This window comes from Streptomyces fradiae ATCC 10745 = DSM 40063, from assembly GCF_008704425.1.
GTDB classification, from domain to species: Bacteria; Actinomycetota; Actinomycetes; order Streptomycetales; family Streptomycetaceae; genus Streptomyces; species Streptomyces fradiae.
The window spans coordinates 5,933,232-5,952,040 of sequence record NZ_CP023696.1; the positions used below are offsets into that span (position 1 = coordinate 5,933,232).

Sequence of the window (18,809 nt, forward strand, 5' to 3'; positions counted from 1 at the left end):
TCAGCGCTGCCCGCTTTCGCTCGTCCGCAGTCCGATGGCGTTCAGTACCGTGCCGACGATGTCCGACACGCGCGGTTCCTCCATGATCGTCAGGTGGTCGCCCTCGACCTCGACCACGGTGAGGCGGCCGGAGGTGCGGTCCCGCCACCCGTTGGCCGGGTCGGCGTGCATGCTGTCGATCGCCGTGTGCATCTCCAGCAGCACCCCGGGCAGCGGGTCCCTGGCCTTGACGAGCACCAGGTCGAAGTCGACGGTGCCGGGCCGGTAGTCGAAGGCCGCGCGCCAGTTCGCCTCGTACACCTTGAACAGCCGGCGTACGACGGCGTCGCCGCTGCCCGCGGGCAGGACGCCCTCGTCGACCGCGAGCCTGGTCATGAACGCGAACTTCTCGTCCAGCGTGGCCAGTCCGGGCGGCAGGAGGTCCCCGGCCGTGGCACTGCCGTGCTGGAGCCACAGCAGCTCCCAGAAGAACCAGCCGAGCAGCGCCTCGTCGTCGGTCCAGGGCTGCCGGTCCGGGTTGAGCGCCGTCGTGTCCAGGACGACCAGGGAGCCGACGCTCTCCCCCGCGGCGTGCAGCTGGCGGGCCATCTCGAAGGCGACGAACCCGCCGAAGGACCAGCCGCCCAGGTGGTACGGGCCGGTCGGCTGGACCCGGCGCATCGCCTCGACGTAGCCGGCCGCCAGCTTCTCGATGCCGCGCACCGGCTCCGTGCCGACGTCCGCGCCGGCCGCCTGGAAGGCGTAGAAGGGCTGGTCCTCCGGCAGGTGCTTGGCGAACGGCACGTAGCAGAGCACGTTGCCGCCCATGGGGTGCGCGAAGAACAGCGGAGGCCGCTTCCCCTGCGGCCGGATCGCCACCAGCGGGTCGAAGCCGGTCGCCCCGGTGCCCGCCGCGCGGAGCCGCCCGGCCAGTTCGGCCACGGTCGGCGCCACGATGAAGTCCGACAGCGGGACCACGGCGCCGAACCGTTCCTCCATGAGGACGACCAGGCGCATCGCCGTGATGGAGGTGGCACCGAGGTCGAACAGGTTGTCGTGCACCCCCACCTCGGGCACCTGGAGCAGATCGGCCAGCATCTCCGCCAGGGCCCGCTCGTGGGCGTCCCGCGGCGCGGTGCGCCCGGTCCGCTCCTCGGCGGTCAGCGGCATCTCGCGCAGGGCGGCCTCGTCGCGCTTGCCGTTCGGCGTGAGCGGGATGGCGGGCAGCCAGGCGAAGTGCGCGGGCACCATGTAGTCCGGCAGCTTCGCGCGCAGGTGCCGCCGCAGCCCGTCCAGGTCCGCGCGCTCCGCGTCGCCGACCAGGAAGGCGGCCAGGAAGGCGTCGCCCGCCGCGTTCCGCCGGGCGACCACGGCGATGTCGGTGACCGCGCCGGGCTCCCCGGCCGCGGCCTCCGCGGCCACCAGCTCCACCTCCGCCGGCTCGACCCGGTAACCGCGGATCTTGACCTGCCGGTCGGCGCGGCCGAGGCAGACCACGTTCCCGTCGGGCATCACCATGCCGACGTCACCCGTCCGGTACAGCAGCCCGCCCCCGGCGGGGTCGGGCACGAACCGCTCCTGCGTCAGGTCCGGCCGGCCGGCGTAGCCGCTGGCCAGGCCCGCCCCACCGACGAAGATCTCGCCCCGGCAGCCGACCGGGACGGGGCGCATCCGCTCGTCCAGGACCAGCAGCCGGGCCCCGTGGATCGGCTGGCCGACAGGCGGCAGCGCGGGGAAGGACTCCGGGTCGCCGGTCATCTCGTGGAACGCCGCGGCGTGGGTCTCGGTGGGCCCGTAGTGGTTGTCCAGCACGAGGCCGTCGAGGCGGGCGCAGAAGCGGCGGATGTCCTCCGTCATCCGGAACTGCTCGCCCGAGGAGCACAGGACGCGCAGGTGACGCGGCACCAGGCCGAGCGCGTTGGACGCCTCCGCCATCTGCTGGAGGGCCACGTAGGGCAGGTGCATCCGCTCCACCCGCTCCCGGTCGAGCAGCCGCAGCAGCCCCGGCATGTCCCGCCGCAGCTCCTCCGGGATGACGACCAGCGTCCCGCCCCCGCACAGCGTGGAGTACAGCTCCTGGAACGAGACGTCGAAGCTGAGCGCGGCGTACTGCAGCGTCCGGGCCCCCTCGGCGGTGCTGGCGATCCCGTTCTGCCAGGCCACCAGGTTGGACATCGAGCGGTACGGCGCCGACACGCCCTTCGGCCGTCCCGTCGAGCCCGAGGTGAACAGCAGGTACACCTCGGCGTCCTCGGAGACCTCCGGCAGCTCCGCCGCCTCCTCGGCCCCGGCGCCGGCCTCGTCCAGGGAGTCGTACGGGACCGTCCGCACCGAGGCGTCCAGCAGGTCCCCGTGCTCCCCGTCGACCACGACGACGGCCGGCCGGCCCTGCTCGATCATGGCCCGCAGCCGGTCCACCGGATAGGCGGTGTCCAGCGGCACGGCCGAGCACCCGGCCTTCGCCGTGGCCAGCGTCGCGGCGACGGTCCGCGGCGAGCGCCCCATGGCGATGCCGACCCGGTCGCCGGGAGCGACCCCCGCCTCCAGCAGGCCCACCGCGATCCGGGTGGCGATCCGGTCCAGCTCCGCGTAGGTCCACGTCAGGCCCTCGGCCACCACCGCCTCGGCCTCCGGCGAGCGGCGCACCACGTCCTCGAAGGCGCGCACCACGTTCGTCCGGGGCCGCTCGGTCCGCGGGGCCCGCGGCGGCGGCGCGAGGAAGCCGAAGTCCACCGCGTCGTCCGGGCGCTCGGCGAGCTCGCGCAGGATCCGCACGTACGTGTCGGTGTACAGCCGGCCCTGCGCCGGGGTGAACGTCCGGCCGGAGAAGTCCAGCCGCAGCCGGATCCCCTCGTCCACCGGGTCGACCATGGCGTTGACGACCAGGGAGAAGTTGGTCTCCTCCCGCACGGCGAAGCCGCGGCTGGTGATCCCCGGCGTCCGGAAGACGTCCCCGAGCTGGCGGAAGTGGATGTAGTTGAACAGCGTGTCGACCAGTGACGCGCGGCCCAGGTCCTCCTGGACGACCGCGAGCGGCACCCGCCGGTGCGGGTAGCTCTCCCGCTCCCGCTCCACCACGTGCCGTACGACGTCGAACCAGGCGCCCCCCTCCGCGGCGACCCGCAGCGGCAGGGTGTTGAGGAACAGGCCGCAGGTGCGCTCGGCGCCGTCGACCTCCGGCCTGCCGTGCGCCACCAGTCCGGTGGTGAGGTCGGTCTGGCCGGAGAAGGCGCGCAGCAGCAGCACGTGCGCGGCGAACAGCAGGGACTTCACCGGTACCCGCCGGTCGCGGGCGGTGGCCCGCACGGCGTCGACGAGGTCGGCGGGCAGCCGCACATCGCACTCGGTGCGCTCGTCCGCCCGCGGTGCCTCGTGGGGGCGGAAGCTCTCCAGGTGCGGCTGGACCGCTCCGGCCAGCGCCTCCCGCCAGTAGGCCCGGCTCGCCTCGCTGCCGACGGCCGCGCGCTCCTCGGCGACGTGCAGCGCGGCCGAGGGCGGCTCGGCGTCCGGTACCGGCTCCAGGCCCAGTCCCAGCAGGTGGCCGTAGTCCCGCAGCAGCTCGGACACGAGGTTGGCGACGCTGCCGCCGTCGAGGATGGCGTGGTGGAAGCTGAAGACCAGCTCGACCGTGTCGGGCAGGACGAACGCCCGGAAGTGGTACAGCGGCGCGCTGTCGAACCGGTAGTCGTGCCGGCGGCGCTGCGCGATGTGCTCCTCGATGGCGGCCTCGGCCGCCTCGGCGGACGACAGGCGCCGGTCGTCCACGCTCAACCCGCCCTCGACGGCCGTGTGGACGAGCTGGAGCGGCTCGGAGTACCCGGCGAGCGCGAAGGACGACCGCAGCACCTGGTGGCGCCGTACGAGCCGGTCGAAGGCCGCCCGGAACGCCGGTTCCTGCCACGGCATCTGAAGGCTGTACCGGAAGACGTCCTTGTACGTCGCGGAGTCCTGCCGCTCCTGGCTGTGGAAGAGCAGCCCGAGCTGGAGCCGGGTGACCGGGTAGGCGTCCTCGTACGTCTCCAGGCGGGCCCGGTCCAGGTGGGAGACGAGGCCGAAGGGGCGCGAGCCCGCCGACGCGGCCCGCTCGCCGTCCTGCGCGGGCGCCGCGACCTCGGCGCACTCCGCGAGGCCCGCCACGGTGGGGTTGCGGACGAAGTCGTCCATCGTGAAGCGGATGCCGGCCTTCTCCGCCAGCGCCCGCACCCGCAGCATGCTGATCGAGTCGCCGCCGATGACGAAGTAGTCCGCGTGCACGCCGACCCGCTCGGCTCCCAGGACCTGCGCCCAGATGTCGGCGAGCACGGCCTCGCGGCTGTTGCGCGGCGCGTCGCCCCCGTCGCCGGGCGCGGCGAGGGACGGGGCCGGCAGCGCCTTGCGGTCGGCCTTGCCGTTGGGCGTCAGGGGGATGCGGTCGAGCCGTTCGAAGTGCGCCGGGATCATGTAGCCGGGGAGCACTCCGGACAGCGCCGACCGCAGCCGGCCGGGGTCGAGTTCGCCGTCGGACGCGCAGTACGCGACGAGGACGGGGCCCCGCCCGCCGCCGGGCCGGTGGTCGACCACCACGGCGTCGCGGATGCCGTCCAGGGCGACCAGCGCGTTCTGCACCTCGCCCAGCTCGACCCGGTTGCCGCGGATCTTCACCTGGTCGTCGCTCCGGCCCAGGTACTCGATGTCGCCGTCGGCGAGCAGCCGGGCCAGGTCCCCGGTGCGGTAGAGGCGGCCGCCCGGACTGAAGGGGTCCTCCACGAAGCGCTCGGCCGTGAGCTCCGGGCGGTTGAGGTAGCCGCGGGCGACCTGGACGCCGCCGATGTGCAGCTCGCCGGGCACGCCCACGGGCTGGGGGCGGCCCTGCCGGTCGAGCACGTACAGCGTGGTGTTCTCCACCGGGCGGCCGATGGGCACCCGCGCGACCGGCCCCTCGGACGCGGGCGGGCAGTCGAAGTACGAAACGTCGACCGCGGCCTCGGTCGGGCCGTACAGGTTGACCAGGAGCGGCGCGTCACCGCCGCCGAGGACCCGGTTGAACTGGGCGACCCGCTCCGCCGGCAGCGCCTCGCCGCTGCAGAACACGAAGCGCAGCGAGCGGACGTCCGCCGCGCGGTCCGGGCCGTCCTCCAGCAGGTCGAGGAAGGGGCCGAGCATCGACGGCACGAAGTGGATCACGCTCACGCCGTGCTCGCGTATCACCCGGGCGATGACGCCCGGGTCCTTCTCGCCACCGGGCGGCAGCAGCACGACCCGCGCGCCCTGGACCGCCCACCACAGCAGCTCCCACACCGAGACGTCGAAGGAGATGGGGGTCTTCTGGAGCAGCGTGTCGCCCGGACCGACCGGGTAGCGGCGCTGCATCCACATCAGCCGGTTCCCCACCGCGTGGTGCTCGACCATGACGCCCTTGGGGCGCCCGGTGGACCCGGAGGTGTAGATCACGTACGCGAGGTCGTCGGAGCGCGAGGTGGTGCCGAGCGGCTCGGCGGAGCCGCGGTACAGGTCGGAGATCCGCAGCACCGGCGCGTCGGTGGGCGCCTCCCCGAGGTCCCGTCCGCCGCGCAGCACCAGCTTCGCCTGGCAGTCCTCCAGGAGCAGCCGGATCCGCGCGGCCGGGTAGCCGGGGTCGACGGGCACGTAGGCGCCGCCCGCCTTGAGGATGCCGAGCAGGCCGGGCAGCAGCTCCGGGCCGCGCTCCGCGAGGATGGCGACGCGGTCGCCGGGGCCCACGCCCCGCTCGCGCAGTTCCCGCGCCACCTGGTTGGACAGCCGGTCCAGCTCGGCGAAGGTGAGTGTGGCGCCGGAGGCGTCGTCGACGACGGCGGTCAGGCCGGGGGTGCGGGCCGCCTGCTCGGTGAACAGCTGGTGCAGCGTCTTCTCCCGCGGGTAGGGCACGAGCGGGCCCTGGCGGCGGCGCACGATGTCCTCGTACTCGTCGTCGGTCAGCATGGGGAGCGCCGACGACGGCTGGTCGCGCAGGTCCAGCCCGTGGCGCAGCAGCTGCGTCACGTGCCCGGCCAGCGCCTGCGCGGTGAGGTGCCCGTCGAACACGTCGTCGGCGTAGTCCAGGTCGACGCGCAGACCGGGCTCGTCCTCGAACGCCTGCACCATGACGGACAGCGCGTTGGCGGCGTGCACCGGGGCCATGACGGTGGTCGTACGGGCCACCCCCGGGATCTCCTCGGGCCGGGGGAAGCGCAGGTAGGAGACGGTGACGTCGAACAGCCGGCGGCTGTCGGCGCCCTGCGCGGGCGCCTGCCGGAGGATGTCGCCGAACGGCAGCCGCTCGTGCTCCCTCAGCTCGCCGACCAGCTCGCGGACGCGCTCGGCGAGCCCGACGAGGGACGGGTCGTCCGCCACCGGTATCCGCACCGGCAGGTTGTTGGCGAACTGGCCGATCGTCGCCCGCTCCTCGTCGGTGCGGCGGTTCAGGAAGGGCACGCCGAGGACGACCTCGTCCTCCTGGTGGAGCCGTGCCAGGCACACCGCGAACGCCGAGAGCAGGTAGGGGAAGGGGGAGGCCCCCGCGTCGAGGATGCGCCCGACGAGCTTCTCGTCGAGGGTGAAGGAGTGCCGGCCGCGGCCGGGCCGCGCCGCGCCGGAACGGGGGAAGAGGGCGGGCGCGACCCCTTCCAGATACTTCCGGAAGAACGCGCGGTCCTTCTCCGTTCCCTTTTCCGGTTCCTTTTCGTGTTCCCTTTCCCTGCTGCTCTCCCGGCCCTTCTCCGCCCCACCTTCCGCGTTCTCGCGGTCCGCGCCGGCGGACGGGGAGGCGAACGCCCGGATGGAATCCCAGTAAGAAGGCGCATCGGCCTGCGGGGCCGGGGCGGCAGCCCCGCCCGCGCCGGACGGGAGGCCGGTCGCAGCCCGGTAGTCGGACAGGATCCGCAAGGTCATCGCGTTCAGCGCCCAGGCGTCGGTCACGATGTGGTGCGAGGTCAGGACGAGGTGGACGACGTCCGGCCCCTCGCTGAGCAGCGCGGCCCGGAACACCGGCCCGTTCCGCACGTCCAGCGGCCGGCCCAGCTCCTCCTCGCACCAGACCCGCGCGGCGTCGCCGGGGTCCGGCTCGCCGGAGAGGTCCACCCACTCGAACGACGGTGCCCAGGACTCCGGCGTGTCGGGGAGGCGCCGGACCCGCGGGACCCCGTCGCCGTCCTCGCCGAACCGCAGCCGGAAGGCGTCGTGCCCGCGCACCGCACGCACCAGGCACGCGCCGAGGAGCTCCCGGTCCACGGCGCCCTCAAGGCGCTCGTGCACCAGTACGTTGAATTGGCAGTTCCCCGGTGTCCGTGCTTCGGCCGCCCAGATGTCCCGCTGGTAGCCGGTCAATTCGAGGGCACTGGATTCAGCTTCGGTCCCCACTGAATTCCACTCCTTCGCCTGTCATTCGTACGCGAATAAACAACGGCTCCGGACAGGCTAGGTGCGGGGACTTTCACACGGCTACTGCGTGATCGAGTAGGGGCGCGGGACGAACGCGTAGTGGGCCGCAGGTCACCCCGTCGCGGGAGCTGTCATGAGCGCCGTTCAGGCCGCGGGGCGCGAGGCGGCGTCGGACGACCGGCACAGGGCCGACGCGTGGCACCGGGGCCGGGGCGACGACAAGGCGGCGACGGGGCGACGGACCGCGCCCGAGGCCGGGGCCGCATCACACCGGGCGGCGGGGGCAGGGAGCGCCGGCGCGGCGGAGGGGATCGGGGGCGGGCGAGACGTGCGGGGGCCGGCCGACAGCCCGAGGACGTGCTGCCACACCCCGGCAAGGGCTGCTCGCGTGCGGCCGGGCCCGTGGCACGCCCCGGTACGGACGCGTCCGTGGGGGCCGGGCCACGACCCCGGCCCGGAGCTTGGGTCCGGGGGCGGTCACGCCCCGGCGACGAGGTCCAGTTCCGCCAGCGCGGCCTCGGCGTCGGCGGCCTGGGCCGGCGCGTGGCTCTTGGCGAGGGCGCGGTTCAGATGGCGTCTGGCCGCCTCCCGGTCGCCGCGCAGCCGGGCGGCGAGCCCCAGGCCGATCTCGGCGCGGACCTCGCCCCGGCTGTAGGCCCGCTCGGTGGACACCGACAGCGCGCGCTCGTACAGTTCCGTCGCCCGCCGCGCGTGACCGCCCGTCAGGGCGGTCTTGCCGAGCCAGGTCAGCGCCTCGACGACCTCCGTCCACAGCCCCAGCTCCTCGGCCGCCGCCAGCCCCTCCCGGTGCAGCCGCTCCGTGCGCGCGCGGTCGCCGTGGCGTTCGGCCGCGAGCGCCAGGGACCGGGTCGCCCGGAGCTGGCCCCAGCGGTCGCCGACCTCGTGGAACAGGGCGGCGCCCAGCTCCGCGTGGGACTCGCCGCGCACCGGCGGGACATGGCCCGCGAGCTCCACCAGCGCCGCGGCCTCCCCCCAGCGGTCGCCCGCGGCGCGGGCACCGGCCAGGCTCGCCTCCACCAGCCGCCGCCCCTCCCGGTGGCGGCCCTGCCCGATCAGGCCGGTGCCGACGAACCACCGCAACCGGGCCCGCAGCACCGGGTCGTCGACCCCCGCCGCCGGGTCCTCGCCCGCCGGGACCGGCGCCGCGCCGGCCGACGACGTGCGCAGCTCGATGCCGGTCAGCCACGCGCGCGCCGCCAGGCGCGCGGACGGCTCGGCCCCGTCGCCGGCCGCCAGCGCCGCCTGCAGCGACCGGCGGGCCTCGGTGAGCCGCCCGCGCAGGAACCAGTACCAGGTCAGCGCGTTCACCAGCCGCACCGCGTACCCGTCGGCGCTCCCGGCGCCACCGTCCGCCGCCAGGTCCAGGGCGCGGCGCAGGTTGACGGTCTCCGCGTCCAGGCGCTCCAGGCAGCGCCGCTGGTCCGGGCCGCGCAGCCGCTCGTTCTCCCGCTCGGCCAGCTCGGTGTGGCGGCGTACGAACCGCGTACGGACGGCGGCCTCCTCACCGGCCTCCGCCAGCCGCTCCGCGCAGTAGGCGGCCACCGACTCGAGCAGCCGGAAGCGGTTCGCCTCACGGACCACCAGCGAGCGGTCCACCAGCCGGGCCAGCAGGTCCGGCACCCGCTCGGCGGCCAGGTCCGGGCCGGAGCAGACCGCCTCGGCGGACGGCAGGGTGCAGCCGTCCGCGTGCACGGCGAGGCGCCGCAGCACGGTCCGCTCGTCCGCGCCCAGCAGCTGCCAGCTCCAGTCGAGCATGCCGCGCAGCGTCTGCTGACGGGCCGGAAGCCCGCGCACCCGCACCTCGGGTGGGGAGAAGCGGTCGTGGAGGAAGCGGGCCAGCTCCTCCGGGCCCAGCGTCCGCAGCCGGGGCGCCACCAGCTCCAGGGCGAGCGGAATGCCGTCGAGGCGGCGGCAGATGGCGGACACGGCCGCCGCGTTGTTCGCGTCCAGGGCGAAGCCGGGCGCGGCGGCCGCCGCCCGCTCCACGAACAGCTCGACGGCGCTGGACCGGGCGACCGCCTCGGGGTCGGTGTGCTCCGGCAGCTCCAGCGGGGGCACCGGGTGCACCACCTCGCCGGGCACGTCCAGCGCTTCCTGACTGGTGACCAGCAGGTGCCCGGCCGGCACCGCCGAGAGCACGGCGCCGGCGAGCACGGCGACCTGCTCGACGAGGTGCTCGCAGTTGTCCAGCAGGATCAGCAGGTGCTTGTCGGCCACCGCCTGGCACAGCCAGCCCACCAGGTCGTCCAGGTCCGGCTCCGTCGCCGCGGTGTCGCACAGGCCCAGCGTCGTGATGACCCGCTCCGCGATGTCGTCCGGGGTCGACGCGGCGCCCAGGCCGGCCAGTTCGACCAGCCACACCCCGTCGGTGAAGCGGTCGGCCATGTCGTGGGCGGCGGCGATGGCCAGCCGGGTCTTGCCCACGCCACCGAGGCCGGTGAGCGTGACCAGGCGGGTGCGCGCCCCCGGGCCCAGCCGCGCCCGCACCTGTTCGACCGCCTCCCGCCGCCCGATCAGCGGGGTCAGCGGCGTCGGAAGGTTGGTGCGGCACGGCGGGGGCGCGGCGACGGGCGCGGCCAGCCGGGGCTCCTGGCGCAGGATCGCCTCGTGCAGCGCGGAGATCGCCGGTCCGGGCGAGGCCCCCAGCTCATCCGCGAGCCGGCGCCGCAGCTCCTGGAAGCTCCACAGCGCGTCGCCCTGCCGCCCGGCCCGGTACAGCGCGCGCATGTGGGCCATCCGCAGCCGCTCGCGCAGCGGATGCCGCGCCACCAGCTCGCCCAGCTCGGCCGCGAGCGCCGTGTGCTCGCCCAGCGTCAGCCGCACCTCGGCCTGGTCCTCGACGACGGAGAGGCGCAGCTCCTCCAGCCGGGCGATCTCCTCGCGGGCGAACAGGGACTCCGCCACGTCCGCGTAGGCCGGGCCCCGCCACAGCGCGAGCGCGTCGGCGAAGAGGTCGCCCTTCACCGCCGGCTCCCGGTGGGCGCGGGCGCGCTCGGCCAGCTCCTGGAACCGCAGCGCGTCGACGGAGTCGCCGGAGAGCAGCAGCCGGTATCCGGCGGGCTCGCGGACCACCCGGTCCCGGCCCAGTACACGGCGTAACTGCGAGACCTTGGTCTGCAGCGTGTTGACGGAGCCGCCCGGCGGATTGCCCGCCCACAGGTCGTCGATCAGCCGGTCCGCGGGGACCGGCCCGCCCGCGTGGACCAGCAGGTCCGCCAGGAGAGCGCGGACCTTCGCTTCGGGGACCTTGATCGGCCGCCCCTCGGCGTCCCAGACGGCCAGCGGGCCAAGCACCCCGTAACGCATGGTCGCAGTGTATCGCCGAGTGACCCTCAGGAAATCGTGCGTGACGGTCGGCACAGTGGCCCCGTACGTTCTCTGACTCGAATTGCATGGGAGTGCCATGAGCACAACGACCGAACGGAGGGCCGGTGCGCGGGAGTGGGGGGGCCTGGCCGTCCTCTCCCTGCCCACCGTGCTGCTGGGCCTCGACGTCACCGTGCTGTATCTCGCCCTCCCCTCGCTGGCGGAGGACCTGCGCCCGAGCGGTACCGAGGAACTGTGGATCATGGACGCCTACGGCTTCCTGATCGCCGGCTTCCTCATCACCATGGGCACGCTGGGCGACCGGATCGGCCGCCGCAAGCTGCTGATGCTGGGAGCCGCCGCGTTCGGTGCCGTCTCCGTGATGGCCGCCTACGCGGGCAGCGCCGAGATGCTCATCGCCGCGCGCGCCGCCCTGGGTATCGCCGGCGCCACCCTGATGCCGTCCACCCTGGCACTGATCAGCAACATGTTCGCCGACCAGCGCCAGCGCTCCCTGGCCATCGGGGTCTGGGCGACGAGCTTCGCGCTCGGCATGGCGCTCGGGCCGGTGGTCGGCGGTGTGATGCTGAACCACTTCTGGTGGGGCTCGGCGTTCCTCCTGGCGGTGCCGGTCGCGGTCGTGCTGCTGGTGGCCGCGCCGATCCTGATCCCCGAGTACAAGGCGCCCCAGAGCGGCCGCTTCGACCTGCTGAGCGTCGCCCTGTCGCTCGTCGCGATCCTGCCGGTGATCTACGCGGTCAAGCGGTTCGCCAAGGACGGCTTCGACGTCCCCACGATCACCGCCACGGTGATCGGCCTGGTCTTCGCGGTGCTGTTCGTCCGGCGCCAGGGCACGCTGGAGAGCCCGCTGCTCGACGTGCGCCTCTTCACCAACCGCACCTTCAGCGCCGCGCTGAGCGTCCTGCTCGTCGGCCTGGTCGGCGTCGGCGGCTCGATGCTGCTGATCACCCAGCAGCTCCAGCTCGTGGAGGGCCTGCCGCCCGTCGAGGCGGGTCTGTGGATGGGGCCGCCCGCGCTGCTGATGTTCCTGGCCGCGATCGGCTCCCCGCTGGTCGCGCGCCGCGTGCCCCCGGGGATCGTGGTGGCCGCCACCCTGACCCTGTCGATGGTCGGGTACGTGCTGCTCACCCTGGTGGACTCCTCGGGCGGGATCGCCCTGATGGTGATCGGCTTCGGTCTCGTCTACCTCGGACTGGGGGCGATCGCGGCCCTGGGCACGGACCTGGTGGTCGGGGCGGCGCCGCCGGAGAAGGCCGGTTCGGCCTCGGCGATGTCGGAGACCGTCCAGGAGCTGGGCCTCGCCCTGGGCGTGGCGATCCTGGGCAGCCTGGCCACCGCCGTCTACCGCGCCCGCATCGACGACCAGATCCCCGCCGGCACGCCCGCCGACGTGGCGGACGTGGCGGGCGACAGCCTCGCCGGCGCCGCCTCGACGGCCGACCGGATGCCCGAGGGCTGGATCGACCTGGCCAAGGAGGCGGCCACCTCCGGACTGAACACCGCGATGCTCGTCGCCGCGGTGTGCACGCTGATCCTCGCGTTCCTGTCCGCCGTCGTCCTGCGGCACGTCGGCATCATCGGCGGCGACGAGCCGGAGGCCGGCGAGGCCGCGGCGCCTGCGGAGCCCGCCAAGTCGCAGGTCTGACCGGAGGAACCGGGCGCGCGCCCGCCGCCCGTCGGCGGGGCGCGGCGCCGGGGCCGGCGCGGACCGCGGGCCCCGGCTACTCGGCGACCTCCGCCACCACGTCCCGCGCCAGGTGGATGAAGGAGCGCAGTGCCGGATGCTGGTTGTTGGACGCCCAGACCAGATAGACCGGCACCGGAGGGGCATCGCGAACGGGAAGGTATCTGATCTCCGCATGCGGATGCATCCAGGCGGTGGAGGCCGGTGTCAGGCCGACACCGACACCGGCGGCGATGTAGGTCTGCCAGTCGTCGATGGTGTCCACCTCCACCGCCACCGCGGGCTGCCGGCCCTCCTGCCACAGCTCCAGGTTGGTGGTGCCCGAGAACGAGTTGATCACGAGCGGGTAGTCGGCGAGGTCGGGCAGCCGGACCTCGCCCATCGCGGCGAGCGGGTTGTCCACCGACACGGCAGCGACCCTCGGCTCCATCACGAGGAGTTCCTCGTGCAGGCTCCGGCGCCGGGCGTGGGTGCGCATGATGGCCACGTCCGACAGGCCGCTGGTCAGTCCGCCCGCGGGGTCGTCGACCCGCCTCATCCGGACCAGTACGTCCGGGTTCTTCTCCTGCCAGCGCCGCAGGATCCGGCTCGTGTACACGCCGGCGGCCGACCAGGCGTATCCGACCCGCAGCGGGCGCACCCGGTGCAGGTCGGAGCGCATGGCGTCGTCGAAGGCGGTGACGGCGGCGTCCGCCTTGGCGCAGAACATCTTCCCGGCCACCGTGGGCTGCACCCCTTCCGCCGAGCGCTCCAGCAGGGGCTGCTTCACATGGCGCTCCAGCTCCGCGAGCCGGCGGGACACCGCGGACTGCGCCATGTGCAACCGCGCCGCGGCCTTCGAGATGCTGCCCTCGTCGATCGCCATGAGGAACGTCCTCAAATGGTGAATGCCAACAGACATGACGCTGGTTCCCTTTCGCCGAGGGAGTATGAGGGGTGGGGGGTGCGCGGAAGCCGGCCTCGTGGGAATCGGGTGTGACGCCGGAGTGCTCCGGAAGGGAGCGGTGGCGCGCAATACGAGGACCGCTCGCCGAATTGGGGGGAGGGACCCGGCAGGGCCGGGGCGGGGCACGTCCCGTCACAGCGCGTCGAGGCCGCCGGACGGCGGTGCGCGCCAGGAGGCGGCGCGACCGTGCGGGGCGACACCGGACTCCGTGGCGGGAAAGGGGGGCGATGACGGACCCCGGCGGGAGTTCGGCGTGCCGGGCTGCCCCGGTGTGCGCATCACGAGTTCCTTCCGGGTCTCGGGAGAGGGCCGACCCGCCGATGCCGGTCGGTGGATACGGGGATGCCCGGCGCGTACTCGCCGGGACATTCCGGTCAATGACTTCGGGGCGCCTATCGGAAAGCCGCTCGGATACCCGCGGCGCGTCCGGGGTGCGGGGCGCCGCGGGCCGGGGCCGGACGCTGGCCGCACGGCCCGCCGGGCTGCCCCGGCGCGCCGCGCGCCCCCACCCCGGTCACGGGGTGCCGGTCGCTGCGGGGGCGCAGCCCCGCCCCTCCGAAGCCGCCCCCCGAGGGCGGGGGGCCGCCTCCGTACGCCGCGACATGGGCTCTGGCCTGCGGTTCTCCAGGTACGGCCGCCCGTGCGCCGTCCGTCAGCACGTCCTCACCCCCGCCGGTCTTCGCCGGCGCGCCGCCGCTGCGGCCGCTTCCCCGCGGGCCGCGACGGGGGCACGCAGGCGCGTCCACGGGCGCGTCCGGGTACCCGCCGGCGGCGGCATGGGGAACGGCGCCGGGCCTCGGCGCGACAGGTGGGGAAAAGGGCCGCACCCGCGCTGAGGGGAGGACACGGAAAACCGGGTGGCGCCGTACCGTGATCGTCGGGAACCTCTCGCGGTTCCGATACGACGCCGAGAATGCGCGGGCATGCGCCGCATGGCCGGAGAGCCTTCTCGCACGGCCCGGTACGGGGGGATTTCCGCAGGGATCCGCGGGGCTTCCGGGCACCGGTTTCGGCGCGGATCCGGCCGCGCGTTTCCGGCCGAATCGGCGATCTCCAGGCATGCCTGAGGCGAGCGACGTCCCGCAATGGTCGCGGAGCGGGCAACGAAATCGCGGAAATGACAGGCGGCGGAGTCACCTTGCCGTTGCCAAATGCCAATGGCGGCCACAGTCCTCAGTGTGACCGGTGATTTTTCCGCGTTCAACAGCACGTCTTCGAAGGGCTGATACGTATCTGGCCGCAGGGGTGGAGGAGGGGGTGCGAGGAATGCGATGACGATGGTATTCCGCGCAGGTGGGAGTGGCCGCGCCGGCGCGAAGCGGAATCGGCGCCCCGGTGAAACGGGCCGTGCGCGGTGGCGGGAAGCGGACGGCGGTCAAGGGATTTCACCGGCGTGTCGCCTCTCCGTGCCCAACCCCACGGCACCATCGCCCCCCGCCGGGTCCCGGACCGCCGTGTCCGGAGTCCCGGCCGGGTCCTCCTCGGCCGGGGACCCGTCGACCGCACGGAACGGGAGCCGTTAGGTTGTTGGCCGCACGAGTGAGATCCAGTGAGAGAAAGACGGTCCGAAGGGTGAGCGAGACACCACCGAACACCCTGCAGCACCGCTTCGACGGGCCGGAGGACGCGCCGGTCCTCATCCTGGGGCCCTCACTGGGCGCCACCTGGCACATGTGGGACCGGCAGACGGCCGAGCTGAGCGCGCGCCACCGGGTGCTGCGCTTCGACCTGCCCGGCCACGGCGGGGCCCCCGCCCACGCCGTGTCGTCGGTGGCCGGGCTCACCGGGCGGCTGCTCGCCACCCTCGACGCGCTCGGCGTCCAGCGGTTCGGGTACGCCGGGGCGGGGATCGGCGCGGCCGTCGGCGCCGACCTCGCCCTGCGCGCCCCGCAGCGGCTCGCGGCGCTCGCCCTGGTCGGCGCGTCCCCGCGGTTCGGCACCGCCGACGAGTACCGGCAGCGCGGCGTCGTCGTCCGCGCCCACGGCATGGACCCCATGGCCCGCACGGCGCCCGAGCAGTGGTTCACCCCGGCCTTCGCCGCCGCCCAGCCCGCCATCGCCGACTGGGCCGTGCAGATGGTCCGCACCACGGACCCCGGCTGCTACATCGCCGCGTGCGAGGCGCTCGCCGCGTTCGACGTCCGCGCCGACCTGCCCCGCGTCGGGGTGCCCACCCTGGTCCTCGTCGGCTCCGACGACCGCGTGGCCGGCCCCGCGGCCGCCCGTACCCTCGTCGCCGGCATACCCGACGCCCGGCTCGCCGTCGTGCCCGGCGCCGCGCACCTGGCGCCCGTCGAGCAGCCGGCGGCCGTCACCGACCTGCTGGCGGGGCACTTCGCCGCCTCCTGGCAGGACACCCTCACGGCGCTCGCCGCACCCGCGCCGCCCCCCGCCGCCCAGCCGCCCGCCGGGCCCGCCCCCGCCGCCGTACCGCCCGCGCACGTGCCGACGCCGGCGGCCCCGCCCGCCGCGCACCGCGCCGATCCGTACGGGCCCGGCCTGCGGCTGCGCAGGGAGGTGCTCGGCGACGCCCACGTGGACGCCGCCCTCGACGGCGCCGACGACCTCACCCGCGACTTCCAGGAGCTGGTCACCCGGTACGCCTGGGGCGAGGTGTGGTCCCGCGACGGCTTGGACCGGCGCACCCGCAGCAGCGTCGCCCTCACCGCGCTCACCGCCGGCGGGCACCTGGACGAGCTGGCCGTGCACACCCGCGCCGCCCTGCGCAACGGGCTGACGCCCACGGAGATCCGCGAGATCCTCCTCCAGGCCGCCGTGTACTGCGGCGTCCCCGCCGCGAACGCCGCCTTCCGCGTCGCGGCCCGCGTCATCCGCCAGGAGACCACCCTCGGGGACTGAGCCCGGCGCGGGGCCGGCGGGCGCGCCTCCGACGGCCCCGCCCGCCGGCGCCTCGGGCCCCCCACCGGGCGAGCCCCGCGCCCCTCCGGAGCCCCGGTCCCCGCCAGGCCCGCGCTCCGCCGATGCCCCGTCACCCACCCGCCGGCCCCACCCGCCGTCCCGGTCCTTGCCGAACCCGCCCCCGCCGAACACCGCGCCCGTCGGCACATCCGGTCCCGACGGCGGCCCGGCCCGTCACGTCCGGAGCCTCGACGCCCGCCGAGGCGCCGCCCCAGCCGCGGCCCCCGCCCCCACCGGAGCCCGTGCCCCCGCCAGGGCCCCGGCCCCGTCTGGGCACCGGCCCCCTCCGATGCCCCCGCTCCCACCGGGCCCGCCCCCACCGCTGCCCCGCCCCCATCCGGGTAACGCGCCCGTCGGAGCCGGGTCCCGCCGTGCCGGAAGCCCACCGGCCCGCCGGTGGCCCGCCCGAGCGACAGGGCCACGGACACCCCGCCGTGCCCGACCCGCCGCCTTCCGGGGACCCGGGCCCGCCCGGCCGGGCAGGATGGGGGCATGAAGCTGACCAAGAAAGCACACGCCTGCGTGCGGCTGGAGAAGGACGGACAGACCCTCGTCATCGACCCGGGCGGGTTCAGCGAGCAGGACGCGGCGCTCGGCGCCGACGCGATCCTCGTCACCCACGAGCACCCCGACCACTTCGACGAGGACCGCCTGCGCGCCGGGATGGAGGCGAATCCCGCCGCGGAGATCTGGACCCTGCGCAGTGTCGCCGACCAGCTCTCCGCCGCCTTCCCCGGCCGCGTCCACACCGTCGGCCACGGCGACACCTTCACCGCCGCCGGTTTCGAGGTCGAGGTCCACGGCGAGCTGCACGCCGTGATCCACCCGGACATCCCCCGCGTCACCAACATCGGCTTCCTGGTCGACGGCTCCGTCTTCCACCCCGGCGACGCCCTCACCGTCCCCGGCCGCCCCGTGGAGACCCTCTTCCTGCCGGTCATGGCCCCCTGGAACAAGATCTCCGAGGTGATCGACTACGTCCGCGAGGTGAAGCCGCTGCGGGCCGTCGACGTGCACGACGCGCTGCTCACCCCGCTGGCCCGGCCCATCTACGACCGGCACGTGGGCACCCTCGGCGGCACCGACCACCGCAGGCTCGCGCCGGGGGCGTACACCGAGCTGTGAGGGCCGCTGTCGGACCCCGCCGTTAGGCTGTCCGACATGCGCATCGCGACCTGGAACGTCAACTCGATCACCGCTCGGCTGCCCCGCCTCCTGGCCTGGCTGGAGAGCAGCGGCACGGACGTGCTGTGCGTCCAGGAGACCAAGTGCACCGCCGAGCAGTTCCCCGCCGCCGAGCTCCGCGAGCTGGGCTACGAGTCGGTGGTGAACGCCACGGGCCGGTGGAACGGCGTGGCCCTAATCTCCCGGGTCGGCCTGGACGACGTCGTCACGGGCCTGCCCGGGGGGCCGGAGTACGAGGGCGTGGAGGAGCCGCGCGCCCTCTCCGCGACCTGCGGCCCCGTCCGTGTCTGGTCGGTGTACGTGCCGAACGGCCGCGAGGTCGCCCACGACCACTACGCCTACAAGCTGCGCTGGCTGGAGGCGCTGCGGGCGGCCGTCGCCGACGACGCGGCGGGCCCCCGCCCCTTCGCCGTGCTCGGCGACTTCAACATCGCGCCCACCGACGACGACGTGTGGGACCGCTCCGCCTTCGAGGGCTCCACGCACGTCACGGCCCCCGAGCGGGCCGCGCTGGAGGGCCTGCGCGGGGCGGGCCTGAGCGACGTCGTGCCGCGCCCCCTCAAGTACGACCACCCGTTCACGTACTGGGACTACCGCCAGCTCTGCTTCCCGAAGAACCGCGGCATGCGCATCGACCTGGTGTACGGGAACAAGCCCTTCGCCGACGCCGTGCGGGACGGCTACGTCGACCGCGAGGAGCGCAAGGGCAAGGGCGCCTCCGACCACGCCCCCGTCGTGGTGGACCTGGAGGTCTGACGACGCCTCCCGGTCGTCCGGTGGGCCCGCGCGGCGGTGCCGGGCGGCGGACCGCCGCCGGTGCGCGAGCCCGGTGCGCGAGCCCGGTGGGCGGCCGGCCCGCGCACCGGGGCGCGGCCGGCCCGCGCGCCCTGTAGTACGGCGCCCCGACCGGTGTCACGCTGGGCCGTATGAAACTGCCTTTCCTGGACTCCTGGCGCAAGCGGCGCGACGGCGGGGCTCACCCCGCGCCCCTCGCCTCCGCCTTCGAGCGGGACCCGGAGGGCGTGGCGGAACTGCTCTCCGAGTGCTCCCTGCTGCGCGCCCGGGCCGAGGAGGCAGGGGTGCCGCTGGACGACACGCCGGGCTCCCTGGTGGCGCTGGACCAGCTGCCGCCGCGCTGGCGCGAGGACCCCGAGGAGCTGCCGTGGTTCGGCAACGACGCGGGGCTGTACCTGGGCACCGTGGTCGTCCGTACCGTGCCCGGTGCCGCGTGGGACGTGCTGCCCGGCGGGCGGGCCGTGGTGCGGCTGGCCTCGGGGCGGGAGATCGACGTCGTCGGCGCCGGCCTGGACTGGGCGATCACCGGATCGCCGCAGCTCTCCCAGACGTACGGCGAGGCGGCCGAGGGGCGTTGAC

The 18,809-nt window shown here is 74.8% G+C and carries 8 protein-coding genes; 5 read left to right on the top strand and 3 right to left on the bottom strand.

The genetic code is table 11. The features are described from left to right. Entirely contained in the window at nucleotides 1–7,332 is a 7,332-nt protein-coding gene (locus tag CP974_RS25950) for a non-ribosomal peptide synthetase (protein ID WP_223844437.1), read from the bottom strand. 498 nt (nucleotides 7,333–7,830) lie between these two features. Further along, nucleotides 7,831–10,680 carry an AfsR/SARP family transcriptional regulator gene (locus CP974_RS25955; RefSeq protein WP_031128482.1) on the bottom strand — a complete coding sequence of 950 codons (2,850 nt, stop codon included), beginning with the start codon at nucleotides 10,678–10,680 and terminating at the stop codon, nucleotides 7,831–7,833. A 97-nt stretch (nucleotides 10,681–10,777) separates the two neighbouring features. Here CP974_RS25955 and CP974_RS25960 point away from each other — a divergent pair, with 97 nt between their 5' ends. Then, entirely contained in the window at nucleotides 10,778–12,346 is a 1,569-nt protein-coding gene (locus CP974_RS25960) for an MFS transporter (protein ID WP_031128480.1), read from the top strand. 76 nt (nucleotides 12,347–12,422) lie between these two features. Here CP974_RS25960 and CP974_RS25965 read toward each other — a convergent pair whose 3' ends face one another. Next, nucleotides 12,423–13,286 (bottom strand): LysR family transcriptional regulator, encoded by an 864-nt coding sequence (locus CP974_RS25965; RefSeq protein WP_031128478.1) that lies wholly within the window; start codon nucleotides 13,284–13,286, stop codon nucleotides 12,423–12,425. 1,617 nt (nucleotides 13,287–14,903) lie between these two features. On the opposite strand from CP974_RS25965, the gene pcaDC reads away from it, so the two are divergent. From pcaDC to CP974_RS25985, 4 genes are all read left to right on the top strand, one after another. Next, nucleotides 14,904–16,190, top strand: a complete 1,287-nt coding sequence (gene pcaDC / locus CP974_RS25970) for a bifunctional 3-oxoadipate enol-lactonase/4-carboxymuconolactone decarboxylase PcaDC (protein WP_031128477.1) — start codon at nucleotides 14,904–14,906, stop codon at nucleotides 16,188–16,190. A 552-nt stretch (nucleotides 16,191–16,742) separates the two neighbouring features. Then, the gene (locus tag CP974_RS25975; RefSeq protein WP_031128475.1) at nucleotides 16,743–17,375 is read left to right on the top strand and encodes an MBL fold metallo-hydrolase; all 633 of its coding nucleotides are present in this window, start codon (nucleotides 16,743–16,745) and stop codon (nucleotides 17,373–17,375) included. Between the two features lie 36 nt (nucleotides 17,376–17,411). Then, nucleotides 17,412–18,191 (top strand): exodeoxyribonuclease III, encoded by a 780-nt coding sequence (locus CP974_RS25980; RefSeq protein ID WP_031128473.1) that lies wholly within the window; start codon nucleotides 17,412–17,414, stop codon nucleotides 18,189–18,191. Between the two features lie 170 nt (nucleotides 18,192–18,361). After that, nucleotides 18,362–18,808: a DUF6278 family protein gene (locus tag CP974_RS25985; RefSeq protein WP_031128472.1), complete on the top strand. Its 447-nt coding sequence runs from the start codon at nucleotides 18,362–18,364 to the stop codon at nucleotides 18,806–18,808. Nucleotide 18,809 lies beyond the last annotated feature (1 nt).